Here is a 23,681-nt window from a genome sequence, read left to right as displayed (position 1 = left end):
ATGAATCAGGTGCGTCCGCAGTACGCGCCGAGCGGACCTCGCTGCGATGGCGGACGGGCGCAGGCACGCTTGGCGGCCTGCATCACCATGGGGCTTGGCGGATCGGGCTCGCCGGATTGTCTCTGAAGCCGCTTTGCGTAAGCGCGAGTCTCCGCCGCTTCGACGTTGGCGCACATGGAGGTGCGCGCCAGACGGTGATCATCGTGGCACCGGCGCAGCAGCGCGGCACGCTCGGCCGGATGCGCCTCAAACCGCGGAATATCCTGCGCGATCGCCGGAACGGACAAGGCGGCCATGGCGCTCACTAGAAGTGCTGCGCGCATGCCTACCATCCCGCCAGTGCGCCTTCGGTCTTCGCCGCCCAGTCATCGACGTCGCGCCGCCAGCGCTGCTCGGAGCGCTGCTGCGCTACACGGTCCTCGGCGGCCAGCACCAGATGCGCTTGTTCGATCTGCGCGCGATGGGCGGCAAGGTTTTGCTGCTCGACCAGAATCTGACCGTTGACGGCGGCTACCTCAGTGCCGTCCTGCGCTGTCTCGAGCCGCAGCTGCATGGCGCTCAGCCGGGAGATGCGGTCCTGCGCGTCCTCCATGCCCGCTGCCGCGATGGCCTGCGCATTGGCCGTGGCATTCTCCCGGCGCTCCATCTCATTCGCCCATTCGTCCAGGACGGGCGGCATGTAGATGCGGTTCCCGGTGCGGAGGCGCTGCGCCTGGCCCCAGAGCTGGCCGACGCCGCGCATGGACTCCAGCGCCGACCCTGCCTCCGGCATATAGGTACGCGTCACAGGCCCGAGCGCTTGCGCGAGGCCCTGCAGATCGGTGGCATGCGCGACAGCGTTATACGTGCGCTCCAGCATCTGGTACTGGCGGATGGCCTCGGAGATGGCCCGTGCCGCCTCGACGATGCGCGTCGCGTTGCTCGCAGGATCGTGGACGATGTCGAACGCGCGGGCGGGAAGCACCGCACATAGAGTCAGGGCTGTGGTGGCGATAAGTAACTTCCGGCGCATGGTGCTTCTCCTGTCTTCTCGGGTCGCAAATATTTCAATCCTATTCCTGTCACGCGGCCGCCTCCGGAAGGCGACGACGGAACTCCTCCAGCCAGACGGCGGGATCGTCAGTGCCGACCCGCGCGATCACGTCCCGCAGCAACCGCACGCTGCGCTCCGTTCCCGACAGGATCGGAATGTGCTGCGGCATCTCCGAGAGATCGAAGCGGCACAGCACAGAGCGCTCCTCGCGCTTGATCAGCACCGAGTGCGGCCCGGCCAGCATGTCTTCCGACACGGCGCGAAACTCGCGCTCGGTGCAGCCGAGACCGTCACGGTACGGCCCCCGGCGCGCGTCAGGATTGCGAAACAGCACCCGCGTCTTGCACTGCCCGATCAGGGACGCCCCGATGGGGTGCTCCAAGATGTGTTCGGGCTGCTGCGTTGCGACGCACAGGCTCCAGTTCTTCTTACGCCCGGTCAGAGCGAAGTCTTCGAAGCCGCGTGCAAAGCGTGCGTCCGGCAGGTAGGCACGGAACTCATCAGCCCACAATACGGCGCGCCGTCCGTCCATCACGCTGTTGGCCCGGTGCAGGAGATATGCGGCGAGTGGTGGCATAACCGTCTCGTCGGTCATGATCGCAGTCGGATCCACTCCGGCGATGCGATGGTCGAACTCGATCAGATCGATATCGCCGTCGAACGCCCAGCCGAGTGCTCCGCCCCGGCACCATCGCTCCAGCCGGGCGCCGGCCCCAAGCGCGTCGCTGTATCCGAGGAACTCGCGCAAACCGGCGATCGATCGCATGGGAACCGGCAGACGCATGATGAAGGCAATGCCGGTCGCCAGTCGCCTTGCGTCCTCCGGCGTCAGTGCACCGCGCCCGTCGGCCATGATCAGGCCGGTGATGAACTGCTGCAGCCAGGCGCGGGAGGTTTCGTCATTCGGCAGCGCCCGCAGCGGAGCCGCTCCACTGTCTTCCCCTCTGAGGAGCCGGGCATATCGCCCTCCCATGGCGCGAACCACGGTTTCGTTGGCGCCATCCTTGTCGAACAGGAGCTGCGTGCCGGTCTGCGTGCCGCCCTGCGCTCCGACGAGGACGTCGAGTAAGGCAAGGCAGAAACCGAGAAAGACCGTTTTGCCGGATCCGTTGGGTCCGATGAGCAGTTTGTGCCCGACATCGCGCAAGTGAAATCCGAAGTCGAAGGCCGTCCCGCCGGTTGTCCGGAGGCGAAACAGCGGCCGCTTCCAGTGATGCTTTGGCTCACCTTTCGGATGGGCATGCATCGAGGACATAGCGGCGAAGGCAGAGGAGGATACGGCACCTGCGCGGGCGCGGAGGAAACCGGGAGAGCCGGGTAGCTGAGCGAAAAACGCGCCTTCCATCGCCATGTCTTCAGTGGCGACCACCGCGCCCATATCGGTGACCTTGGCGCGCGCCGCGGCGGCGGCGGGCTCGAGGTCTTCCCAGCGCTCAGTATGAATGGCCAGCGAGAAGAGGTGCTCGCCCAAGACGTGCTCGCCTCGGTCGACCTCATCCATCGCCTCGGTGAGCTCTTCCTTGAGCGAATGGGCCCGGTCTCCCGCGTTTTCCATCCGGCGCAGGCGCTGGGCCAGCTTGTCGCCCGCCTTGGCGCGGGAGTGGAACAGGAAGCTGTTGGTCAGGGTGAAGCGGCAGGGCAGGCCGATGAGCTGATCGGCCATGCCGACCCGCCACCGGTTCGGGTAGACGCGATAGCCGAGCATGGTGCCAAACCGCCGCCCACCACCGGGAAGCTGAACCTCGAACCCCGCAGTGCCGCAGATGACGCGATCCGTATAGATCGATGCGCCAAGATCCCCGGGCTCGACGAGCGGTACCGGCATCCAGCGCGCGTAGACCACGAGGCGGTGCGCCTCGGCGATCTCGGAGAAGGAAACCCCCTTTTCAATGCGGATGCCGAGCCGCCGTGGCTGGTAGGGTGCGAGCGCTGCAAGGCATCCGCTGATGCGGTCCTCCAGTTTATTGAGTCGCTGGTCGAGGTTAGGACCGGCACGCCTTGCCCGCTTGAGGTCCTCTGAACGGGGCTGCATCCCGAGCAGCCCGCGCATGCCCGGGACCGTCAGGCGCGGCCGCACGAGGATGGTCAGAAGCCACGTGGCTTCGCGCAGGCCTTTGAGGCAGCTAGCTTCGTAGTCTCGGTAGAGCTCGGCGGCGTAACCGCGTCGCTCCAAAGGGCCACCGGCCACCTCCGGCACGGCGTCGTGCTGCACCAGGTGCTCGTAGATCTGGATATCATCATCGGCCATCGCGCGCAGGATGGCGGCGCGCAGGGCGTGCTGGCCGTTCAGGGTGCGCGGGTCCGCCATCTCGTAGGGGAACCCCGCTATGGCGATCACGCCGCAGACGGTCCCGTCATCCATCAGGACCGTGCCGTCGGTCACGTGGCCGAAATGGCGGACGTAGCGCGTACCGGCTCGCTCGAAGGGGGCGCTCACCGGCTGGCTCCCGCCGTGAGGCCGCGAATGCTAGAGGGTTTCAGAGGGAAATGGCTCACGGTGGAGCCGCCCCAGCGGCGGTTATCAAGCGCAGGTCCCGACGTACGGGCCCACACGAACAGGCACTCCATGGCGTACCAGTCGTAGCTGACCCAGATGCGCAGCGGCCCGGCAACCGCGGCGATCAGGCCTGCCGCATAGAGAAGGCCCTGCCAGCCGGTCACCGCCATCTGGACTTCCGCCGCGCCGAGCAGCACGACCACGGCGGCGGTGAAAGGGATGCCGAGGCCCGGCACCATCGGCGGACGGGTTGCGCCGAGATGGATCGGCCCGGCCCGCAGATCGTCCTCGCCATCAAAGAACAGCTCGTCCGCCATGGCGTCAGAACCCCATCCAGCCGACGATCGTGTTGACGTTGGCGAGCACCAGGCCGCCACCGAGCACGAAGCCGACCACGCGCAGTGAGGCGGTGAAGACCCATGCCAGAACGGCAACACAGGCGACGGCGAGCATGGCGACGCCACGCGCCGGGCCGGAGACGAACCAGGTCACTGCTTGGCTGAACGGATCGCCGCCGCCACCGGCTTGCGCCAGCGCAATGTCAGGCAGGAGGAGCGCAGCGGCGACCAGCGCCACGGCGAGGGCGGAGTGCCTTGTCATCGGGATTCCTTTATCGGTGAGCCACGCAGGAGGACCGGCGCGGCGGGCGCGGCTCGACTGCCGCCGTCGTCGGTTTGCGGACGCCGCCTGCAGCGCGCCCAGACGTCCCAGGACGGAGCGCAGCCGGTTGGGGCGGCGGCGGGTGCAGGAGACGGAGTAGGGGCCGGTGAAGGATCCGCGATCGGCGGCATCCGGGCGGCATGCGCCTCTACCGAGCGGGCATACGCTTCAGCACGTGTCGGGTGGCCGGAGTTGTAGGTCGACAGGGCAGCGCGGATGGCTCGGCGGTAATTGGTCGCCAGCAGCTCGGCCCCGGCGCGCATGTTTTTGCAGGCGTCCAGCGCCTCCCGGATCGAGAGCCCGAACCGGCTGGGAGGCGTGAGCTGCATGAGCCCAACCCCCAGCAGGTGCCCCTGCGCAGTCAGGCTGGTTGCCAGTGTCTCCGCTGCCTCGAGCGTCTCAGGGAAGTAGGAGCGGTCCGTCTGCTCGTCGCGGATGGCGAGGGGATGGAAGCCGCTTTCCTGCCGGGCGACGGCGGCTACATTCTCAGCCGGCACTCCCGGGGCCGTGCAGGCCGGGGTGGACGCCAGTTGCAGGACCAATGCGAGAGACAGCGGCTCCAAGACTCACCTCGACCGGATGGCCCAGGCATCTTAGATGCGATTCTACTAGTCGAACACAAGCTATTTTTCGTCGAGAGGTGGCAACAGCTCGCCGGGTTGCACCTTCAACGCTCGTGCCAGCGCCATGATCGTCTTGACGCGCGGCTCAAACGCGGCCCGTTCAATCGCGCTAATGTGAGATTGCGTCACTCCGGACAGCGCCGAGAGCTCCGTTTGCGTCAGCCCGCTTCCGACCCGTAACCGGTAGAGGTTGGCCCCAAGCGTGCGTGCGTCCTCCTCAGGCGCGGCGCTTCTGTGCGTGCTTGTCGCCTTGGCGTCCTGCCAGCCAGCCAGCTCCGTCGCCACCTGGCGCTCCAAAGCGCTTCTGACATCAGAGAACTCTTTTTCTGCGAGAGGGCCGTTTATATGAAATGCCCAGCAGGCATTGAGAAAGTCCTGTACTGCGCGGCGGACTTTGCCAATCACGCCCATCGGCCAGCGTTCAACAATATCTTGGCTCAGTTCTGACTTATCAATTTCAGCAATGGGTTCAAAATACCAACTCGGTATCCGGGTTACCGCGCAGCAGTGTCGTAGGAAATCTACGGTTGGTGAGTAAAATTCAGCAATAAACGTTTCTATTGCTCCAATGTTGGTTCTTGCACCTTTTCTAGCAGACTCTTTTTGTTTGGCGGCTTGGACGTGTTGCCAGTTCAGCAAACGCCGTGCGAAGTTATATAACTGATCTTCGTTGATCTTTTGGCGAAGGAATTGTTCAAGCGGCATGTCTGAAGGAGATAGCGGGAGCGTTTCCTCTTCCTCGTGCATGTGAGACGCCCTCACCGCTTGGACCGGTTGGTCAAATTCCGCATGCGGACCGTGAGCTGATCGCTTCGCCAAGTCCTACCGCCTCCACCCTTCATCTCGCTGTCGGCACAATACAGCGCATAGATTAGAGGAGGCGATGGGAATTGGGGATTCTGCTGTGAAGTTTTCACGCTAAGTCCTATGAAATTTAGCGCTTCTGCTACGGCTCCCGTTGAAGCGGACGTGGAGGGTCACGTGAAGCCCCTGGGAGCGCCCTGCAGATGCCCTGCACATGCCGGGCGCAGCTCGACGATGACCGCCAAGCGTTAACGCTTGCCAAGGCCGCCACCCCCGCCTCACCGTTATTGGCAACAAGGGGGAAGCAGGATGAGACGAGGTCTTGCCGCGATGGCGTTAGCGACCCTGTTGGACGTAGCCGCCTGCACCCATGGGCCGATAGCTGCGCCGCCCCCACCTGCCGTGCCGCTTTCGAATGTCCTCAACCAAATCAAACTCGAACTGGCGGAGTACAATCGCCAAGCCGCGGCGACGCCAATCCGTGGCAATGCCTGCAACAATAATCAGGACATCACGATGACGCTGGCCGGCGTCAAAGTGGAAGTGCAGACCACCCTTGCCATCGAGGGCGGTGCAGAAATCGGGGCAAACGTGCCAGCCGGACCGATTCCCGTCGTTATTGGTCCCAGTGCCAGCGGTAGCCGGTCGTCGACCAATCGTCAGACGACCGTTCTGAACTTTACCCTCGCCCCACCGGGGCGAGGGACGCGCAGCCGGACAACCGCAGATACTGCCGACATGCATCTGCTGAAAGCCCTGCTGGAGTTCCGTAAGCAGCTGGCCACCGTCAACAGCGGCGGCCAGTGCCTGCAGTTCGCGCAGGACGGAAACCGCGCCAACAGCATTGCCCTCGACTTTACGGCGGAAGAGGTCATCAAAGGCGGGCTCAAGGTGACGATTCTCGTGCTGACCGTCGGCGGGTCCACCAGCCGCACCGCGACCGATCAGAACACCATTACGGTGACGCTCGACATGAAAGGCGCCGTCCTCATCCAGTAATAGCCTGGCCTCCGGGTCTTCCCGCCGGGTGCTCGGCAGGGCCGCGGGGCTGCGGATCGCCGACGCGAATGCGCTCGACGAAGCTTCCGCAATCTTCCAGCTCGAACTCCGAGCAGTGCCGCTCCTGCACGGAGGCCACCTTGCACTCCACCAGGTGGTCGTACCCGGTCACGAGATTCCGACCCTCGATAATCACCGTCGCCATCTCGAAGTAGAGCGTGATGCGGCGGCCGCCGTCGAACTCACAGCTCAGCAAATCCGGATACTTGAACGCCTTGCGCTGCCCACCTTCAAAGCGGCAGTCGAGCGCCATCAACGGTCGCGCCCGGAAGTCGAAGGCTTGCCGGCGATCCGGCAGTGCCGCCACCGGGTCCGCAGGCGCCAGGTGTGGTCGCACCAAGCGGGCCGCATGGCTTTCAGGTGCGGGCTGAAACATCCCGTCCTCTCCGGCTGCCGTCGCTGTCGGCTGTCACGTCACCCAGTTGCTCTTCCAGATACGCCGCGTAGCGCTGGGTCCGCGCCTGCTGTCGGCGCCGGGCCGCCACGCGCGGCTTCAAGCTGTCCCGGTCAAGCTGCCCTTCCAGTAGCTCCGTCGCCGATCCGCGCTGACTGGAGCGGGCGACGGCGGCTAGCAGTCCCTGGCGATCATCGGTGTAGATCCGGACACGCTCTCGGCCGCGGCTGAGCGACACATAGAACTGCTCAGCGAAGGTAGCGGGCAACGATTGCGCTGTCTGCAGCAGGAAGACCTGGTCGACCGTCCGGCCCTGCGCCGCATAGGAGGTGGCAACGTAGCCATGCGCCAAATGGCCATGATCGGCGCTGACACACCATTCTTCGCGGCCGGCCTCGATCCGCAGGTCTCCGGTTTTAGTAAAGCCTGCCAGGCGGTAGACATTGCCGCGCGCCAGCTTGTGCCCGTCGAGGGACGTGGTGTTTCGGGTAATCCGCACCAAATCGCCTGGTGCCAGCGCCAAGGCGTGCGGCTGATAGACGGTGAAGCGCCCAGGCGTATCCAATGGCAGTGCATGAGCGCGGCCACGCCCGTCCACCGCGACCACCCGGCCGAGATCGTCGATGCGGGTCACGCGCAGCCGCGTACCGCTCTTGATGGCGCGCGCATGCTGATGGAACTCCACCACCATGCCCGGCTGATAGCGATAGGGATCCGCTTTTTCTGCCTCCGTAAAGCGGAGATCTCTCAAGGCCGAAACGGTGCGCTCCTCGCTGCCGAGGCGTCCTGTTGCCTGCAGCGCCTCGCGCACCAAGCGGGTCGCGGCCTCACCCTCCCGATGGGTCGGTGCCACGATGAGGACGGTTTTGCCGGCGCCGATCGCCGCCAGATAGTCGCACACCAGCGCTTGGTTGCGGGCGATCATGTTGCCCTCCGTCACCCAGCCGAGCGCGTCAAGCCGGGCCAGACCCCCAGCCGCGTCACCCCGCGCAACCGCGGCCACGGCATCGCGGTACTCGACTTTTGTCTGGCGCAGGATGGTCTGCACTTCGGCCACCGGCAGGCCGGCTGAACGCTCCAGAAGCCGCATTGCGTCGCCTCGCTCGACCGCCGTGTGCTGCCGGGTGTCGCCGGAAAGGATAACCCGGGCGCCTACCGCCTCGGCGATGCGGAACACCCGGGCCAGCGTCGGCACCCCGACCAGCCCGGCTTCGTCGATCAGGATGACCCCGCCGCGCATGGCCGCCTGCAGTTCGGGGTCGACCAGCAGCCGCTGCACCGTGGCAGCCTCCTGGAAGCCGTCCGATTTCAGCACGTCGACCGCCGCCGCCGTGGGGGCGAAGAGCCCGACCTGGCAGCCGCCCTCCTCGATGCCGGCCACCGCTTCCTTCAGCAGGGTGGATTTGCCCGTGCCGGCGCCGCCGCGTACCGCAATGACCCGGTCCCGCGAGTTAAGGAGATGCTTGACTGCTGCGCGCTGCTGCGCGTTCAGGCGGGTATCCTGGAAGGCATGCCGCCCCGTGCCAAGCATGGCGCACATGCCCCTGCCCTGCCTGGCATAGGCGATCATTGCCTGCTCCTGTGCCATCACGGGCCGGGTGGTGACCAAGCGCCGGCCTTCCACCTCCCGCGCTATCATTTCGGGCCGTGCCAACTCGGCGATCAGCTGCTCGGGAAGCGCCACACCGCAGCCGCGCCACAGCGCGCTGGCCAGCAGTTGCTTTTCACTGGTGACAGAGGCACGCTCGAAGGCATGGGCAAGCGCGAAATCCATCGCCGTCGCTGGCGTCACCCGCTCCCCAATCGGCGGGCTCCTTTCCCCCACTGCCGCGGCGCGCACCACCGCCTCCAGCTGCAGCCGCTCCTTCATGCTCATCCGCGCGCCCCACAACCCGCGCAGCTCCTCCAAATCAAGGCTCGTGTCCTTGCCTTGGCGGGTGCGTGCCCCCAATGCCCCTTTGGCATCAGGATCCGTGATGCCGAGTGCGGCGGCCTTCGCCTGAATCTCGGCCGAGCGGCGTGAGAAGCGTTCAATCATCTCGCGCGGGATTCCCGCGACGTCCCACCATTTCTCGCCGTGGCGCTCGATACGGAAGCCTAGGGCAGATAGACCGGCTGCCAGGCGGGCATGGAAGGCGGCTTCGAAGTAGCCCGCATCGCGCTTGATGTCGCCCAGTTGCGCCGCTTTGTAGCGCTGCTCGACCGGATCCAAGGTGACATTGAACAGGTAGTAGTGGCGGTGCAGATCCGGGTCGGGCTGGCCGTCGACCGGGCGCGTCGTGAAGTGGGTGAAGTCGGCATAGACCGCGTTGCCGGTGACGCGGTCCGTATCTTGGCCCGACCGGCGCACGCGGGTCCGCATCTCGGCTTCGATCTCACGCATGGTCGCGTTGCTCGCGGCATCGAACGCGGCAAGGATGCGCGCGTCGTTCGTCATGGCATAGAGGAGCGCGACGCTTTTCGGCGCGCTGAAGGTAAGGTCGTAGCCGGGCCGGCGATCGTCCTTTTGCCGAGCGGTCAGCGTCCGGCCGGTCGAAGGGTCGCGGTTGTCGCATAAGGCATGGAAGGCTTCGCGCGTCACGGGCCCGGACAGGCCGAGCCGTGCCGCTAGCGCTCCATGCCAATGCCCGGCGATTTCCTGTCCCTGGACGTAGTAATCCGCGTGCCCCAGGCTTTGGGTATAGTACGATTTGGCCTCGGCTGCCGACACGCTCTGATGTATCCGCAGCATGATATAATTCTAACGCGGGTTGCGAGGGCAAAAAACTAAAAATGCTATAAACAAGCGAAATATCTAATGGTACAGACGTCTCCCCTAAGCGGCGCTTAGGACTTTTTACTGAATGTTTGTTTAGAAGCTGAGTTTATTTGAGGTCCTCGAGGTTTGTCTCGAAGAGCGGGCATTAGGGGAATCAGATTAAAGCGGATTTACGAGCGTGCAGGCCCGGGTTTGCCGTCGTCGGGCGTCGCTCCGGGCGACCCTTCATGGGTAGCAGTGCGGGCATTCAAGCTGGTGGATGGTAGGGCTTCGCGAAGGTCCACCACCTGGTGCGCTGCCTGTTCCTGAGCCTGCTGCAGGCTCTGTAGCGCCGCTTCCATCGCTGCTCGGGCGGCCTGCTTCGCAAGGTCTTTCGCTTCCTCGGGCTGGGTGAATCGAGCCTCCCTGTCTGCGTCGCCGTCACGGTATTGGCTGGGATGTTTTTTCACTTGGCGATTGACAGCTTGGCATAGGGCTTCAAGGCGTTCGGCCAGCTGTCCGACTGTCTGGGGCAATGCGGGGATGTCAAGGGTGCGGCCGAAGAGCTCGCGGTTGTACAATTCCAAATACGATCCTGGACGAGATCCCATCATTCGATGCTTGTCGAAGCGATGCGGCTCACCGTATTTTTCAACAATAGTTTTATAAAAAGCTTCGGTTGCTTTGTTTATTGCGTCCGTAGAAAGGGATATATCCTGCATTATCTCGGTAATAACTAGCGTTAGAATTTCTTATCCTAAAACATTTACATGACAGAATGATGAAGGTGAGCGAATTGAATGTCGTATGCCAGCTCTGGCTACCGCGTTATTTATGATTTGGTATTGCCTGTTGGCTGCTGTCCAACCAGCACGCTGCGGCGCCTTTGCTGGCCGCAGCGTGCTTTCGACGTGTCTAGTCCAGCCGGGCCGTCCGCAGTCGTAGGGCATTGCCGACCACGCTGACCGATGAAAGCGCCATCGCGGCGGCAGCAATAATGGGCGATAACAGGATCCCGAACCACGGGTACAGCACTCCGGCCGCCAGCGGCACGCCGGCGGCATTATAGGCAAATGCGAAGAACAGGTTCTGCCGGATGTTGCGCATTACCGCGTGGGATAGATGGCGGGCCCGGACGATGCCGGTGAGATCGCCGCCCAGCAGCGTCACGCCCGCGCTCTCGATGGCTACGTCCGTACCAGTCCCCATGGCGATGCCCACCTCGGCGGCGGCCAGCGCCGGCGCATCGTTGACGCCGTCGCCAGCCATGGCAACGCGACGGCCTTCCGACTTCAGCCGTTCGACGACCCGCTGCTTGTCCTCTGGCAGCACCTCGGCCACCACTTCGGCAATGCCAAGCCGTTTGGCGACAGCTTCAGCCGTGGTGCGATTATCACCCGTCAGCATCACCACCCGTACGCCCTCTTTCGCCAGCCCCGCCAGAGCCGCTGCGGTGGTCTCCTTGATCGGGTCGGCGACTGCGACCAGACCGGCTGGCTGGCCATCCACCGCCACGAAGAAGGCCGTGGCCCCCTCCCCGCGCAGCCGCTCCGCCTCGGCGGCCACCGGCGTGGCGTCCACGCCGAGCTCCTGCATCAGCCGTGCATTGCCCACGGCGATCTGCCGGCCCTCTACCCTGCCGGTCACGCCGCGCCCAACTGGTGCGTCGAAGCCGTCCACGGCCGGTACCGGCAGGCCACGCTTCTGCGCGGCCCGGACCACTGCTTCGGCCAAAGGGTGCTGGCTTGGGCGTTCCAGCCCGGCAGCCAGGCGCAGCACATCCGCTTCGTCGAATCCTGCCGCCGGCACGACGGCCACCACTTCCGGTCGGCCCTGGGTGAGCGTTCCGGTCTTGTCGACGACCAAGGTGTCGATGCGCTCCATACGCTCCAGCGCCTCGGCATTCTTGATCAGCACGCCTGCTTGAGCGCCGCGCCCCACGCCCACCATGATCGACATCGGCGTCGCCAGACCCAGAGCGCAGGGGCAGGCAATAATCAGCACGGTTACGGCGGCGACCAGCGCATACGCCAGCCGCGGCTCCGGTCCCCAGACGGCCCAGGCGATGAAGGCTAGCACCGCGATCCCCATCACGGCCGGCACAAACCAGCCGGCGACCTGATCGGCCAGCCGCTGGATCGGGGCGCGCGAGCGCTGCGCTCCGGCCACCATGCGCACAATCTGCGCCAGCACTGTGTCCTGTCCAATCCGGTCAGCACGCATGACAAAGGCGCCCTGGCCATTCAGGGTCCCGCCGATCACCTGCGCGCCCGGTGCCTTGGTGACCGGTACCGGCTCGCCAGTGACTAGGCTCTCATCGACATTGCTGCCGCCATCGAGGACCTCGCCGTCCAGCGGCACCTTGTCTCCCGGGCGCACCCGCAGCCGGTCGCCGACCTGGATGGAGGCCAGCGGCACTTCCTCGTCCGAGCCGTCCGCCTTGATGCGCCGGGCCAAGGCCGGCGCCAGGTTCAGCAGGGCACGGATGGCGCCTCCGGTACGCTCGCGCGCCCGCAGCTCCAGCAATTGCCCCAGCAGCACCAGCACCACGATCACCGCCGCCGCCTCAAAATACACGGCCACCGAGCCGTCCGGCCCGCGGAACGCCGACGGAAACAGTCCAGGCGCGGCCGTGGCTACGACGCTGAAGGCCCAGGCGACACCGGTACCCAGTGCAATCAACGTGAACATATTGAGGCTGCGGTTCACCACCGATTGCCAGCCGCGCACGAAAAACGGCCATCCCGCCCACAGCACCACCGGCGTGGCAAACAGCAGCTGGATCCAGTTCGACGTCCCGCGTGCCACCAGATGGTCGAGCCCAAGCAGGTGACCACCCATCTCCAGCGCAAAGACCGGCGCCGTGAGCGCCAGGCCCATCCAGAAGCGGCGCGTGAAATCGATCAGCTCGTGGTTCGGTTCGGCCTCGCCGGACGGTACCTCCGGCTCCAGCGCCATGCCGCAGATCGGGCAGCTGCCCGGCCCCGTCTGACGGATCTGCGGGTGCATCGGGCAGGTATAGATCGTGCCGGGCTTTACCGCTGCCGTGTCCGCCGCCCGGTCTCCCAGATATTTCGTGGGTTCAGCGACGAACTTGGTCCGACATCCTGCCGAGCAGAAATAATAGGGATGGCCGTGATGCTCGGCGCGATGCGGCGTGGTGTGCGGATCGACCGTCATCCCGCACACCGGATCCTTCACCGCGTCAGGCGCCGCCGGCGCACCATGCCCTGCGCCGTGGTGGTGCTCGTGGCCGTGGTGCTGGCAAGCGGACGATGGGTGGACGGGCTGCTTTTCCATGGCGGGTCTCCTTTGCCGCGGGAGGTCTCTCCGCTGTCGGTCCTTGATACCTATACCCGGTAGGGGTATCATTCAAGGATGCAGCACACTACACGAGATACCTGCCTACAACGGCTTGGCCGCATTGAGGGGCAGGTGCGCGGCATCACCAAAATGGTGGCCGAAGACCGCTACTGTGTCGACGTCATCACCCAGATCACCGCCGTGCGGGCGGCGCTCCGGCGGGTCGAGGAAGAGATCCTGCGCGACCACACCGCCCACTGCGTGGAGGATGTCATCGCGTCCGGCGATCCGGCCGCACAGCGCCGCAAAGTCCAGGAGCTGGTCGGCCTTCTTACCCGCGCCGGCCGGTAAAGACCTGCGGGTCTCGCTGGCGTCCGCTGTCGCCAGTGTCGGCTTGCTTACCGTGCTGGCGGCGCGCTCATCGAGCGATCCATCTGGGCGCACTGGGCCATCATCTGCTGCATCTCAGGCGTCATGCGCCCGCCCTGCTGCCGCATCTGCGCGCAATGGGCCATCATTGCCTGATGATCCATGCCCGCCATGCTGTGGCCCTGCATGCCGGACATATTATGGCCCTGCATCCCCTGCATACCGCTCATCCCTTGCGCGGACGCTGCCGGCGGGGCGCTTTGCTGCTGCGGTGCGCAGGCGGCAAGTCCGCCGGTCAGCAGGAGCGCCAGGCCTGCGGCCATTCCATTCTTCCATTGTGTCATGCTTCTTTTCCTTATGTTCAATCGTGCCGCACCGGCCTGCCCTACGCGAATCCGCGCGAGCCACCCGTCATGGTTGGACTTGGCAACGCCGGTGCCCAGCGCGAGTGGCACCAGAACGGCGCCAGCAATACTTTGTCGTATTGCGCTCATTATGCAGAACACCGGGCGGGCCGTTGCCAGCCATGTCAGCTTCAGACCTGTTGCTTACCCCGAAAGCGCATAAAGACGCGGTGTGGATGGCCGTCCGCAAAGGCGATGACGTCGTAGCTGTCGTTGGGCTGGCCCGGGATCTCCATTCCCGGCGATCCCAGCGGCATGCCAGGGACCGCTAAGCCGCGAATACCGCTTGGTCGCTCCGCCAGCAGCCGCAGCACGGCCGGGGCCGGCACGTGACCTTCCAGGGCGTAGCCGTCCACCCATGCGGCATGGCAGGAGAGCAGGTCGGCGGGAATCCCGAGCTGTCGCCGCGCCGCGGCCACCGACGCGACGTGATGCTCCTCCACCTGAAACCCGGCCGCGCGCATATGGTCAACCCAGCCGCCACAGCAATCACAGGCCGGGTCGCGCCAGACCTGTAGCCGCCGGTGCAGGGCCTGTGCCGCACCGGGTGTCGCCGCACCGGGTGTTGCCATCCCCAACGTCACGATCGTCCAAAGCCATCGACGCCTCATCTTGGGTCCTCTCCGCCTCTTGGTTCGTCTCGCGGCAGTTCGACGACGGCCGCGAGGCCGCCGCCCGAACGATTGGTCAAGGCGAGCGCCCCGCCATGCCGCTGTACAATCTGGCGGGCGATGGTCAGACCCAAGCCGGATCCGCCCGTGCCGCGGTTACGCGACGCCTCCAGCCGCCGAAATGGCTCGAACACGGTCTCCAACGCCTCCGGCGGGATCCCGGGGCCGTTATCATTGACCCGGACCACCACGGTGGCCGGCAAGCCTTCCAGCGTCACTCGCCCCCCACCGCCATACTTCACCGCATTGTCGATCAGGTTGGCGAACGCGCGCTTTGCCGCTACGGGCCGCAGGCGCAGCTGCAGCTGGCTGGGACCGTCATAGGCCACCGTCGCTCCGCGGTCGGCCGCGTCATCACAGAGCGTCCGCAGAATAGCGGCGAGATCCGCCGACCGGGCGGCTTCGCTCTCAGTGTCGCCACGCAAATAGGCAAGCGTCGCCTCCACCATGGCTTCCATCTCCTCCAGATCGGTGTCGATGGCGCGCTGGGCTTCCATGTCCTCCAGGAACCCTGCCCGGAGCCGCAGACGCTGAATGGGGGTGCGCAAATCATGGCTCACAGCGGCCAACGCCTGCGTGCGGTCCGCGATCAGCCGATGAATGCGCGCCTGCATGGCATTGAAGGTGCGGGCGGCGTCCCGGACTTCGTCCGGACCCTCTTCGGCCATCAGCACGGGCGCCGCCCCTTTGCCGAAGCCTTCGGCCGCTTCGGCCAGTCGGCGCAGCGGCAGGGTGATCCAACGCACGACGAGGACCGACGCCAGCACGATACCGATCGCCATCGCGCTGAGCGACGCCAGCGAGTTATGGCCGGGCGGCCGGGGCGGCTGGTCAAGCAACGGGCTGGCAAAGGTGAACCAGGTGCCGTCCGCGAGCGGCATGCTGCCCTGAATCCGCCGCCCCTCGACGGCCGCCGTGTCATATCCGATATGCAGCCCGGTCAGCTGCGGCGCGAGGTTCTCCAGCCGCCCCCGCAGCGCCGTCAGCGCCGCTTCATCCAATGGATTGGCCGGCGGATCGCGGCGCCAGATAATGTCGAGCGCCGTAGACGAGAGCGCTCGCGCTGCGGTGTCGCGCATGTCTTCAGGCAAAGCGCTCAGGGTGCGCCGGGCAGCGGCTAAGCATTCCGCCACCTGCAGCTCGCGTCCGTCCTCGACCGCGCCGTGCACGCCTTGCTGGAGCAACCAGACACTGCCGAGATGGAAGACCAGCAATCCGGCCAGCAAGGTCAGCGTGGTCCGTCCGGCCAAGCTTCCGGGCAAGATGCGGTCCAGTGCCCGGTTCACGCCGTGCGTTCCACCGCGGCAAGAAAGATATATCCCGATCCGCGCACCGTTTTGATCATGACCGTGCCGCCCTCCCCCTCGATCTTCCGGCGCAAGCGGCTGACCAAAACATCGACACTTCGATCAAACGGGTCCGCCAGCCGTCCCCGTGCCAGCTCGGAGATCTGATCACGCGCCAGCACTCGGTGTGGATGCTCGAGGAAGGCCAGCAGCAGGTCGTACTCCGCGCCGGAGAGATCCACCACAGCGGCGCTGGGCGAGATCAGCTCACGCCGTGCCATATCGAGCGTCCAACCGGCGAAGCGGAGCTGGCGGGCAGTGGCACCGGTCACCAATTCGGCCGAACTAGAAGCCGGCGCCCGAGCGCGGCGCAGCACAGCGCGGATGCGCGCCAGAAGCTCCGGCCGTCCAAACGGTTTTGGCAGATAGTCGTCCGCTCCCAGATCCAAGCCCAGGACGCGGTCCGCTTCCTCGCCCTTGGCCGTCACCATCACCACCGGCGGCGAACCCGGCCTGACACGAAGGGCGCGTAGAAGCTCCAGGCCGGACTGTCCGGGCAACATGATGTCCAGCAGTACCAAGTCGACCTCGGCATGTCCGAGCGTTTCCCACATTTCCTGCCCGTCGCGGACCCCGGTGGCACGAAAGCCATTTTCCCGCAGCAGGCGGGTGATGAGATGCCGCACCGGCCCATCATCTTCGACGACCAGAATATGGGCCTCCGGTTCCAAACTGCGCCGCGCAGGCAGCTCGGGGCCTGAGCCGCCTTTCGGATCGCGCGGCGTGTTCATGACCAAGCTGGCCAGGCCGATACCGACTGCATTACGCCGCGAGCCTCTGCCCCTCGAAGCCGGCATTACGCAGCGCGTGGGACAGGCGGTCATCGCTGGTCCAGCTTTCCACGGAAATCTCGCGTCGGGCGAGGTCCACGTGGACCTCCGCCTTCGGATCAACGCTCCGCAGGGCGGCGGTCACGGCTCGGGCGCAACCACCGCAGCGCATGTTCCCAACTTTGAAGCGGACCATCCAAATCTCCCGATACCGAACTCTGACGGGCGACATGGGGTCTCCCATTGTGGGAAGGTCAAGCATTGCAACGACTTGGCAGCCTGTCGGACATGCTTTGTCGCAATCAGTTCGCAAACCGGCTTCACCCTTCCTCGTTCATTACGTCGGTCTTGGTTGTCTCGACACGGAGATCAGGTAGTCCAGCCTGCCTTTCAACATATGGCTTAATCAGAATCGATCTTTTACGCAATATATCGCAACGTCGGAGAAGCGTTACCGAGGAGCTCCTGCCGTTAGCTGCGTTTTGCTCGACATACTGCTTTTGGTCATGCGCTGGTAAAAAGCGACCGAGTGCACCACTCAAGAAGGAGAACTTTTATGCACCACATGACCGCCGAAATGCAGGCCTGCATCGACGAGTGCTTGCGTTGCCACAGCACGTGCCTTGGCATGGCGATGAACCACTGCCTGGAAGCTGGCGGCAAACACGTCGAGCCTGAGCATTTCCGTTTGATGCTAGCCTGTGCCGAGATGTGCCAAACCTCTGCCAACTTCATGCTGATCGGCACCCGGCACCACAAGCATACCTGTCGCGAATGCGCGGAGATTTGCGAGGAATGCGCCCGCAGCTGCGAACAGGTCGGCGGCATGGACGATTGCGTCCAGGCCTGTCGCCGTTGTGCTGAGAGCTGCCGCAAGATGGCGGCCTGATGTCGCGGCCGCGTCCGGGGCCGGACCTACTCCAGATACGTAAGGCCCCATGATGAGCTACGCCCGCTTCGCTACGATGATTGCGACCTCGACCGTCGTGATGTTCGGCCTGATGTATCTCAACACCTACGCGCTCGATCACGTCCTTTACAGCCAGACGCGCACCTGGATGGCCGTGCTGATGGGCGCCGTGATGGCCGTCATCATGATGTTGTTTATGCTGAAGATGTACGCCAGCAAGCGGGCGAACATTGCTATTATCGTGGGCAGCGTGGTGATCGCCGCGGCGGCCCTCTGGCTGGTGCGCAGTCAGCAGACCGTCAGCGACGTCGCCTATATGAAAGCGATGGTCCCGCACCACTCGATTGCCATTATGACCAGTGAGCGCGCCCATCTCCGCGACCCGCGCGTCCGACGTCTCGCCGACCAGATTATCGAGGCGCAGGTCCGTGAGATCGGCGAAATGAAACAGTTGATTGCCGATCTCGAGCGGAGCCCTACACCGTCGGATGCACCCGATCTGCCGCCCCGAAACACGTCAGCCGCAGCATCGACCCAGTAACTGCATGCGCCGGCCCCACAATGGAGCCGGCGCGCTGCTGGTCAGCTGAAGATATACCAGGATCCCACGTCACTTATGCCGTCGACAAACTGCGGCGTCTCAAACATGAAGTCGCTCTGCCGCAATTCGTCCTTGGCCACCCCAAGCAGCAGGACGGAGCCGTCGTTTGTTCCGTCATGGTCCACGTCCCAGGCCACTTCAGCGCCGAGTTTCATGTCCTGCACCGTGACGTCGCTCGCTTCAATATCGCGGAAGGCGATATGATCGAATAAGCCCTGCGCCAAGCCGGTCGCGCGGAAATCGAGCACCACATCATCCCCACTGTCGGGCGAGACCATGAAGGCGTCTGAGCCCGAACCGCCCAGCAAGATGTCATTGCCAGGCCCTCCCTCGAGCATGCCGTGGCCGGGGCCTTCGGCGAGCCAGTCATTGCCCGGTCCGCCCATCAGCTCGTCGTTCTCGGCGTTGCCGATCAGGCGATCGTTGCCGGGACCGCCTTCCAGCTGGTCCGGTCCCGCGCCCCCGCGCAGCCAATCATTGCCTGCACCGCCGTCGAGCACGTCGTCCCCTTCCTGGCCCAATAGACGGTCATCGCCTGCTCGACCGAAGATCTGGTCCCAGGCGCTGCTGCCGCGCAGTTGCTCGGCGTCATCGGTTCCGATGATGGCGGCATAGCTATCGAACGAAAGGGTGCGGGCGTGCTCACCGTCCGACGGGACCACGCCGGTATCCACCGGAGGCAAGGCGCCGGTGATGGACGGGCCGTCCTCACTTGGGCTCGGACGCTCCTCTGTCGGTCCCTCGGGTGCACGCGCCGCCGGCGGCAGGTCCGGCTGGTTGAAGAACATGAAATCGTCTTGCGACAGCTCAGCCTTCTGTACGCCTTCGAGCAACACCGAGCCGCTGTCCCAGCTGACCTTCACGCCCCCATCCGTATCGGTGACCGTGAGGTCGTCCCACCGAATGTCCTGAAGCGCCAGGTGGTCACCCACCCCGGGGCCCGCGGTGAAATCACGGATGACGTCATCGCCTGAGCCCGGACGTACGATGAAGGCGTCGGGTCCCAGGCCGCCTACCAGGGTGTCGTTGCCTTCCTCTCCGTCCATGCTGCTATGGCCGGGACCTTCGTCCAGATAGTCATTGCCCGGACCGCCCATCAACGCATCGGAGTCTGCCCCACCGTAGAGCGTGTCGTTCCCCGCTTCGCCATGCAGATGGTCCATGCCAGGCCCGCCGGAGAGCAGATCCGGCCCCTCGCCGCCGGTCAGCACGTCGCCCTCGGCGCCTCCTCCCAACGCATCCGCACCCGCCAAGCCCCAGTAATGATCGGCGGCATCCGTACCGCCGAACTGGTCCGTGCCCGGACCACCAATAGCCAACTGATGATCAGGCATGCCGGTGAACGCGGCCGAGGCCTGCTCCTGCCCGGTCTCGCTGATCGTTCTACCGTTTTTCATATCGTCCTCCGTCTTGTTGCTGGTCCGGCTACCCGCCTTGTCTGGTGGGCTGCGCAGCGACCGAGAACCCGACCGGATGACGTCAGTTCAAACGAAGTGCATGACATAGTATGTCAGCATCTCGATGGCAGAATATCTTCCAGGCCTCGCGGCTTGCGCCTTTCGTCTTCTTTGTTTCTTTCACAACGCTCAATCGAGATTAAGTTTCGATATTGGATTATTGCGTTCAATGTTGTAAGTAGTGGGCGCGATGAATCAGGCCGGCTTATGGGATGCGGTGACGGGCCGATCGGTATTGGCTGCCGAGAGCCTTATGCAATCCGTCTCAGTCATGCCGCCCGCACGAGCTGAACCGCCTGCCAGTCAGTTCGGTGCTGTCCTTGTATTACGTAGTATGTCCCAAGACCGTCTGTGCATTGAAGATCAAGTGCCAGCCCGGCAGTTTCCTTCGCTCGGGCCGGTACTGCCTGCTCGCCTGTGCGAGCGAGGTCGCTCGCTGCGCTTTGAGCGAAGGGTGATGGAATGATGATAACAAAGCCTTGGTGCGCCGTTGCGCGCTCGCTGCTGATGAGCCTGGTGCTGATCGCACTGGCCGTACCGGCCTTGGCACAGCCCATCGATCTGGTGCTTGAGCAGCGAACCGTGAACTTCAACGGGGAGGACCGTCCGGCCGTCACGGTCAACGGCCAATTCCCGGGGCCGCTGCTGCGCTTGCGCGAAGGCGAGGACGCCGTCATCCGCGTGACCAACAAGATGCAGGAAGCAAGCAGCATCCACTGGCATGGCCTGATTCTGCCAGCCACCATGGACGGCGCGCCCGGCTTCAGCACGGGCTTTGTACGCGGCATCGGTCCGGGTGAGACCTTTGAGTACCGCTTCCCCGTCGTGCAGTCCGGCACCTACTGGTATCATGCGCACAACCTCGATCATGAGCAGCGCGGCCTTTATGCGCCGATCATCATCGACCCGCGCGAGCCGGAGCCGTTTCGCTACGATCGCCAGCATGTCGTCCAGCTTTCCGAGTGGACCGACGAACGGCCGGCGCGGGTGCTGCAGAACCTCAAGCGCGACCCGAGCTACTACAACTATAACCGCCGCACCCTGACCGATTTGCTGCGCGACTTGCGTCGTGCACCGGATGGCGATGCCCAGCGGGCCATTATCCAGAACCGCATCGAGTGGGGCAATATGCGGATGGATCCCACCGACATCGCCGATATCACCGGTGCGACCTACCGCTATCTGGTCAACGGCATCCGGCCGGAAACGCCAGCGAACTTGCTGTTTCGCCCTGGTGAGCGGGTCCGGCTGCGCCTGATCAATTCCGGTGCCATGACCTATTTTGACGTGCGCATCCCCGGCCTGAAGATGACCGTGGTGCAGGCAGACGGAAACAACATCCAGCCCGTCGTGGTCGACGAACTCCGGATCGCCGTGGCCGAAACCTACGATGTCATCGTCGAGCCGCGCGAGGACCGTGCGTACCAGATTCTCGCCGAGACGATGGACCGGACCGGCTGGGCGCGGGCGCAGCTTGCGCCGCGCGCGGCCACACCGCCCGCGCCGTTGCCGCCGCACCGGGCGCGGCCGATTCTGACCATGGCGGACATGTATATGACCCCTGGTCCTACCGGACTGGATCGCGGCACGCCGCAGCCCGAGACCGACCGGCCCGGCCAGGTCGCTCCCATGGGCGGCATGAACCATGGGTCGATGGGCTCAGGCGCCATGGCCGGCGGCGCCGCACCCGATCACGCAGCCATGGGCCATGGCGCCGCCGCCGCCCCGGCGCAACCGCCGATGGCGATGGACATGCCGATGGACCATGCCGCCATGGGCCACGCCATGCCCCCGGCACCGGTCCAGCAGGGCGGCGCGAACGGCCCTGGTACGCCGCCTGCCACGACCGCCGGCGGCATGTCCGCGCATGCGGCGATGGGCCACGGCACGATGGCCGACCCGCTGACCCAGGATACCGGCGCACCGCCGGGCGCCCGTGTGTTGTCCTACCGCGACCTGCGGCCGCTACGCGCCGATCCGGAATTCCGCCCCTACGACCGCATGATCGAAGTGCGGCTCACCGGCAACATGGAGCGCTACATCTGGTCGATGAACGGCAATGAATTCTGGAACGCGCAGCCAATCGTCGCCCGGCTGGGAGAACGCCTACGCATCCGCTTCATTAACGAAACCATGATGAACCACCCGATGCATCTGCACGGCATGTGGATGGTGCCGGAGCTTGGCAAGGGTGCCTTCAATCCGCGCAAGCACGTGGTGAACATCAAGCCTGGCACGACGCAGGACGTGGACATCATCGTCGATGCGGAGGGCGACTGGGCCTTCCACTGCCATCTGCTCTACCACATGGAATCCGGCATGATGCGGATCTTCCGGGTCGTGCGGGACGGCGCCCCGGTCGCGGCCGCGCCGCGGCAAACGTCCGCTGCAATGCCTGCGGCTCACTCTCACTAACGGCGCGGGGATCAGCATGACGTCCAAGTTCTTGCAGGTGTTGGCGGTAGGAGTCTGGGCGCTGATGGCGCCCGCCGCCTGGGCACAGCAAGCCGGCGGCCACGAGGCGCACGCTACACCCGCGGCGCCACGTCCCTCCCCCGTGTCCGGCGGCAGCATGACCGTGGCCAGTGCGGACGAGCATAGCGGCCATGCGCCGCTGTATTTTGGGGCAGTCCTGTTCGACCAGCTCGAGATGCGCAGCAACGGCCGCGGCAATCCCCTATTTGCCTGGGAGGGGCTCGGTTATTACGGCAGCGATTATCACCGCATTTGGGTCAATGCCCGCGGTGAAACGAACCGCGACCGCGGCGGGCTGGAGCGGGCCGAGGTGCAAGCGCTCTACTCCCGCCTCGTTGGCTATTATTGGGATGTCCAGGCCGGCGTGCGCCATGATTTTCAGATCGATCCGCGGCAAGGCACGCCTTCCCGCACCTATGGTGTGTTCGGTCTGCAGGGCCTGGCGCCCGGCTTCTTCGAGGTCCAGTTGCATGGCTTTGTCAGCGAACGCGGCACCCTGCTCGCGCGTGCCGCCGCATCGTACGACCTGCTGATCACCAACCGCCTGATCCTGCAGCCCGAGGCGGAGCTCAATTTTGCTGCTGGGCGCGATAGCGATGCGCTGATCGCTCCTGGCCTTTACCGGGTCGAGGCTGGCCTGCGGCTGCGCTACGAGATCACCCGCGAGTTCGCGCCCTATATTGGCTACTCGTATGAATCCTACACTGGCGGCGCGGCCGGCCTGAACCGCCGCCTGGGCGAAAAACCCTCCCAATCCACCGTCGTTGCCGGCATCCGGCTCTTCTTTTGATTCCATGTCGCAGGGCACCTGCAGGGCTTATGCCTTGCAAGTGCCCTGCGGACGCAAGCGATTCCTTTGCTGCCCAGCTCGTCAGCACAGCAGGACGACGCGTCCTAATTATTTTAAAATATTGCTGGTTCTGCAAAGTTTGTCGGGACCGTTCGCAATGTTACTCTATGACAAAGCATTGCCCGATGGATCTGATAACAAGCAATTTTAATAGTTTAATGCACTCTGTGCTCTGACGTCCCCGTTTGGTTACCTGGATGATGTTGCGACACCGTCATGCTAGCGGTAATAGTTATGGCCGATGACCTTCAAAATCGGCATTCCGTTAGCAACAAAAGAAGGTCGGAAAAAAGGATAGTGCCATGACTAGTAAATACGCCAGTCCTCTGCTTACGGGCGTTGCCGCCCTGCTGGTCGTCACCGGCAGCGCGATCGCTCAACCCACCTTGTCACCGCAAGGTGGCGGCAGCGCCGACGCCGAGATGGATCACAGCCGCATGGGCGGCCAAGGCCAGGCGACCCGGCCAGGAACACCGGCACCGACCTTGACGCCGCAGGGTGGCGGCAGCGCCGACGCCGCGATGGACCATAGCCGTATGGGCGGCGGCAATATGGGCAGTCCGTCGGGTGGCACGATCACTGGCAACAGTGGAAGTGGCGGCCCTGAGGTGCAGCACGGCCATGGGCCTGCCACCCCGCAACCCCGCCGCACCAACTAATCCGATGCCCGTGGCGGTCCGCTAGCGCCGCCACGGGCATGTCGCCAGGAGATCACGAT

The 23,681-nt window shown here is 64.7% G+C and carries 24 protein-coding genes; 7 read left to right on the top strand and 17 right to left on the bottom strand.

The features are described 5' to 3' along the window. Positions 1–5: 5 nt before the first annotated feature. The 7 genes from HJG45_RS24765 to HJG45_RS24735 all read right to left on the bottom strand — a co-directional run bounded on the left by HJG45_RS24765 (position 6) and on the right by HJG45_RS24735 (position 5,560). Entirely contained in the window at positions 6–323 is a 318-nt protein-coding gene (locus HJG45_RS24765) for a hypothetical protein (protein ID WP_132294175.1), read from the bottom strand. 2 nt (positions 324–325) lie between these two features. After that, positions 326–1,012: a type IV secretion system protein gene (locus HJG45_RS24760; RefSeq protein ID WP_132294178.1), complete on the bottom strand. Its 687-nt coding sequence runs from the start codon at positions 1,010–1,012 to the stop codon at positions 326–328. Between the two features lie 49 nt (positions 1,013–1,061). Next, positions 1,062–3,470: a type IV secretion system protein VirB4 gene (locus tag HJG45_RS24755; RefSeq protein WP_132294181.1), complete on the bottom strand. Its 2,409-nt coding sequence runs from the start codon at positions 3,468–3,470 to the stop codon at positions 1,062–1,064. Next, the gene (locus tag HJG45_RS24750) at positions 3,467–3,847 is read right to left on the bottom strand and encodes a VirB3 family type IV secretion system protein (protein WP_132294184.1); all 381 of its coding nucleotides are present in this window, start codon (positions 3,845–3,847) and stop codon (positions 3,467–3,469) included. The genes HJG45_RS24755 and HJG45_RS24750 overlap by 4 nt, the downstream gene beginning before the upstream one ends. A gap of 4 nt (positions 3,848–3,851) precedes the next feature. Next, positions 3,852–4,106: a hypothetical protein gene (locus HJG45_RS24745; RefSeq protein WP_171616093.1), complete on the bottom strand. Its 255-nt coding sequence runs from the start codon at positions 4,104–4,106 to the stop codon at positions 3,852–3,854. 20 nt (positions 4,107–4,126) lie between these two features. Then, positions 4,127–4,687: a transglycosylase SLT domain-containing protein gene (locus HJG45_RS29530; RefSeq protein WP_368040677.1), complete on the bottom strand. Its 561-nt coding sequence runs from the start codon at positions 4,685–4,687 to the stop codon at positions 4,127–4,129. Positions 4,688–4,813: 126 nt separating this feature from the next. Continuing rightward, positions 4,814–5,560 (bottom strand): helix-turn-helix domain-containing protein, encoded by a 747-nt coding sequence (locus HJG45_RS24735; RefSeq protein WP_171616091.1) that lies wholly within the window; start codon positions 5,558–5,560, stop codon positions 4,814–4,816. Positions 5,561–5,926: 366 nt separating this feature from the next. On the opposite strand from HJG45_RS24735, the gene HJG45_RS24730 reads away from it, so the two are divergent. Next, positions 5,927–6,616 carry a hypothetical protein gene (locus tag HJG45_RS24730; RefSeq protein ID WP_171616089.1) on the top strand — a complete coding sequence of 230 codons (690 nt, stop codon included), beginning with the start codon at positions 5,927–5,929 and terminating at the stop codon, positions 6,614–6,616. Here the strand turns inward: HJG45_RS24730 and HJG45_RS24725 are convergent. From HJG45_RS24725 to HJG45_RS24710, 4 genes are all read right to left on the bottom strand, one after another. After that, on the bottom strand, positions 6,606–7,052 hold the full coding sequence (locus tag HJG45_RS24725) for a hypothetical protein (protein ID WP_171616087.1): 447 nt from the start codon (positions 7,050–7,052) through the stop codon (positions 6,606–6,608). The genes HJG45_RS24730 and HJG45_RS24725 overlap by 11 nt on opposite strands. Beyond that, the gene (gene mobF, locus HJG45_RS24720) at positions 7,033–9,801 is read right to left on the bottom strand and encodes a MobF family relaxase (RefSeq protein ID WP_171616085.1); all 2,769 of its coding nucleotides are present in this window, start codon (positions 9,799–9,801) and stop codon (positions 7,033–7,035) included. Before mobF ends, HJG45_RS24725 begins: the two co-directional genes overlap by 20 nt. 197 nt (positions 9,802–9,998) lie before the next feature. Then, the gene (locus HJG45_RS24715; protein ID WP_132294203.1) at positions 9,999–10,529 is read right to left on the bottom strand and encodes a hypothetical protein; all 531 of its coding nucleotides are present in this window, start codon (positions 10,527–10,529) and stop codon (positions 9,999–10,001) included. Positions 10,530–10,722: 193 nt separating this feature from the next. Next, positions 10,723–13,107, bottom strand: a complete 2,385-nt coding sequence (locus HJG45_RS24710; RefSeq protein ID WP_171616083.1) for a heavy metal translocating P-type ATPase — start codon at positions 13,105–13,107, stop codon at positions 10,723–10,725. Positions 13,108–13,185: 78 nt separating this feature from the next. On the opposite strand from HJG45_RS24710, the gene HJG45_RS24705 reads away from it, so the two are divergent. Next, a complete protein-coding gene (locus tag HJG45_RS24705) occupies positions 13,186–13,461 on the top strand; it encodes a metal-sensitive transcriptional regulator (RefSeq protein WP_171616081.1) in 276 nt (91 codons plus the stop codon). Between the two features lie 47 nt (positions 13,462–13,508). Here HJG45_RS24705 and HJG45_RS24700 read toward each other — a convergent pair whose 3' ends face one another. From HJG45_RS24700 to HJG45_RS24680, 5 genes are all read right to left on the bottom strand, one after another. Further along, positions 13,509–13,823 carry a hypothetical protein gene (locus HJG45_RS24700; RefSeq protein ID WP_171616079.1) on the bottom strand — a complete coding sequence of 105 codons (315 nt, stop codon included), beginning with the start codon at positions 13,821–13,823 and terminating at the stop codon, positions 13,509–13,511. Between the two features lie 191 nt (positions 13,824–14,014). Further along, positions 14,015–14,494: a DUF411 domain-containing protein gene (locus HJG45_RS24695; protein WP_171616077.1), complete on the bottom strand. Its 480-nt coding sequence runs from the start codon at positions 14,492–14,494 to the stop codon at positions 14,015–14,017. Continuing rightward, positions 14,491–15,840 carry an ATP-binding protein gene (locus HJG45_RS24690; protein WP_240757059.1) on the bottom strand — a complete coding sequence of 450 codons (1,350 nt, stop codon included), beginning with the start codon at positions 15,838–15,840 and terminating at the stop codon, positions 14,491–14,493. Before HJG45_RS24690 ends, HJG45_RS24695 begins: the two co-directional genes overlap by 4 nt. Further along, positions 15,837–16,631: a response regulator transcription factor gene (locus HJG45_RS24685; protein WP_132294215.1), complete on the bottom strand. Its 795-nt coding sequence runs from the start codon at positions 16,629–16,631 to the stop codon at positions 15,837–15,839. Before HJG45_RS24685 ends, HJG45_RS24690 begins: the two co-directional genes overlap by 4 nt. Before the next feature lie 31 nt (positions 16,632–16,662). Beyond that, positions 16,663–16,866, bottom strand: coding sequence for a heavy-metal-associated domain-containing protein (locus tag HJG45_RS24680; protein WP_132294218.1), 204 nt, complete (start codon positions 16,864–16,866; stop codon positions 16,663–16,665). A 360-nt stretch (positions 16,867–17,226) separates the two neighbouring features. Between HJG45_RS24680 and HJG45_RS24675 the strand changes: the two genes are divergently transcribed. Both HJG45_RS24675 and HJG45_RS24670 read left to right on the top strand, forming a co-directional pair. Beyond that, a complete protein-coding gene (locus HJG45_RS24675) occupies positions 17,227–17,559 on the top strand; it encodes a four-helix bundle copper-binding protein (protein ID WP_132294221.1) in 333 nt (110 codons plus the stop codon). 49 nt (positions 17,560–17,608) lie between these two features. Beyond that, positions 17,609–18,121: a DUF305 domain-containing protein gene (locus HJG45_RS24670; protein WP_240757061.1), complete on the top strand. Its 513-nt coding sequence runs from the start codon at positions 17,609–17,611 to the stop codon at positions 18,119–18,121. Positions 18,122–18,162: 41 nt separating this feature from the next. Here HJG45_RS24670 and HJG45_RS24665 read toward each other — a convergent pair whose 3' ends face one another. Further along, the gene (locus tag HJG45_RS24665; RefSeq protein ID WP_171616075.1) at positions 18,163–19,578 is read right to left on the bottom strand and encodes a calcium-binding protein; all 1,416 of its coding nucleotides are present in this window, start codon (positions 19,576–19,578) and stop codon (positions 18,163–18,165) included. 567 nt (positions 19,579–20,145) lie between these two features. On the opposite strand from HJG45_RS24665, the gene HJG45_RS24660 reads away from it, so the two are divergent. The 3 genes from HJG45_RS24660 (at position 20,146) to HJG45_RS24650 (ending at position 23,622) form a co-directional block, all read left to right on the top strand. After that, on the top strand, positions 20,146–22,053 hold the full coding sequence (locus tag HJG45_RS24660) for a copper resistance system multicopper oxidase (protein ID WP_254452762.1): 1,908 nt from the start codon (positions 20,146–20,148) through the stop codon (positions 22,051–22,053). 16 nt (positions 22,054–22,069) lie between these two features. Then, complete coding sequence (locus tag HJG45_RS24655) at positions 22,070–22,903, top strand: copper resistance protein B (protein ID WP_132294230.1); 834 nt, start codon at positions 22,070–22,072, stop codon at positions 22,901–22,903. 362 nt (positions 22,904–23,265) lie between these two features. Then, on the top strand, positions 23,266–23,622 hold the full coding sequence (locus HJG45_RS24650) for a hypothetical protein (protein ID WP_132294233.1): 357 nt from the start codon (positions 23,266–23,268) through the stop codon (positions 23,620–23,622). The last annotated feature ends 59 nt before the right edge of the window (positions 23,623–23,681 follow it).

The organism is Roseicella sp. DB1501 (assembly GCF_013112485.1).
Taxonomy (GTDB): domain Bacteria; phylum Pseudomonadota; class Alphaproteobacteria; order Acetobacterales; family Acetobacteraceae; genus Paracraurococcus.
This window is presented reverse-complemented; position numbering and strand designations above follow the sequence as displayed.

Bases quoted from the DNA above. Each gene is read 5' to 3' on its own strand.
- HJG45_RS24765 (WP_132294175.1), bottom strand. From the start codon at position 323: ATGCGCGCAGCACTTCTAGTGAGCGCCATGGCCGCCTTGTCCGTTCCG.
- HJG45_RS24760 (WP_132294178.1), bottom strand. From the start codon at position 1,012: ATGCGCCGGAAGTTACTTATCGCCACCACAGCCCTGACTCTATGTGCG.
- HJG45_RS24750 (WP_132294184.1), bottom strand. From the start codon at position 3,847: ATGGCGGACGAGCTGTTCTTTGATGGCGAGGACGATCTGCGGGCCGGG.
- HJG45_RS24735 (WP_171616091.1), bottom strand. From the start codon at position 5,560: ATGCACGAGGAAGAGGAAACGCTCCCGCTATCTCCTTCAGACATGCCG.
- HJG45_RS24730 (WP_171616089.1), top strand. From the start codon at position 5,927: ATGAGACGAGGTCTTGCCGCGATGGCGTTAGCGACCCTGTTGGACGTA.
- HJG45_RS24725 (WP_171616087.1), bottom strand. From the start codon at position 7,052: ATGTTTCAGCCCGCACCTGAAAGCCATGCGGCCCGCTTGGTGCGACCA.
- mobF (WP_171616085.1), bottom strand. From the start codon at position 9,801: ATGCTGCGGATACATCAGAGCGTGTCGGCAGCCGAGGCCAAATCGTAC.
- HJG45_RS24715 (WP_132294203.1), bottom strand. From the start codon at position 10,529: ATGCAGGATATATCCCTTTCTACGGACGCAATAAACAAAGCAACCGAA.
- HJG45_RS24710 (WP_171616083.1), bottom strand. From the start codon at position 13,107: ATGGAAAAGCAGCCCGTCCACCCATCGTCCGCTTGCCAGCACCACGGC.
- HJG45_RS24705 (WP_171616081.1), top strand. From the start codon at position 13,186: ATGCAGCACACTACACGAGATACCTGCCTACAACGGCTTGGCCGCATT.
- HJG45_RS24700 (WP_171616079.1), bottom strand. From the start codon at position 13,823: ATGACACAATGGAAGAATGGAATGGCCGCAGGCCTGGCGCTCCTGCTG.
- HJG45_RS24695 (WP_171616077.1), bottom strand. From the start codon at position 14,494: ATGAGGCGTCGATGGCTTTGGACGATCGTGACGTTGGGGATGGCAACA.
- HJG45_RS24685 (WP_132294215.1), bottom strand. From the start codon at position 16,631: ATGAACACGCCGCGCGATCCGAAAGGCGGCTCAGGCCCCGAGCTGCCT.
- HJG45_RS24680 (WP_132294218.1), bottom strand. From the start codon at position 16,866: ATGGTCCGCTTCAAAGTTGGGAACATGCGCTGCGGTGGTTGCGCCCGA.
- HJG45_RS24675 (WP_132294221.1), top strand. From the start codon at position 17,227: ATGCACCACATGACCGCCGAAATGCAGGCCTGCATCGACGAGTGCTTG.
- HJG45_RS24670 (WP_240757061.1), top strand. From the start codon at position 17,609: ATGATGAGCTACGCCCGCTTCGCTACGATGATTGCGACCTCGACCGTC.
- HJG45_RS24665 (WP_171616075.1), bottom strand. From the start codon at position 19,578: ATGAAAAACGGTAGAACGATCAGCGAGACCGGGCAGGAGCAGGCCTCG.
- HJG45_RS24660 (WP_254452762.1), top strand. From the start codon at position 20,146: ATGAGCCTGGTGCTGATCGCACTGGCCGTACCGGCCTTGGCACAGCCC.
- HJG45_RS24655 (WP_132294230.1), top strand. From the start codon at position 22,070: ATGACGTCCAAGTTCTTGCAGGTGTTGGCGGTAGGAGTCTGGGCGCTG.
- HJG45_RS24650 (WP_132294233.1), top strand. From the start codon at position 23,266: ATGACTAGTAAATACGCCAGTCCTCTGCTTACGGGCGTTGCCGCCCTG.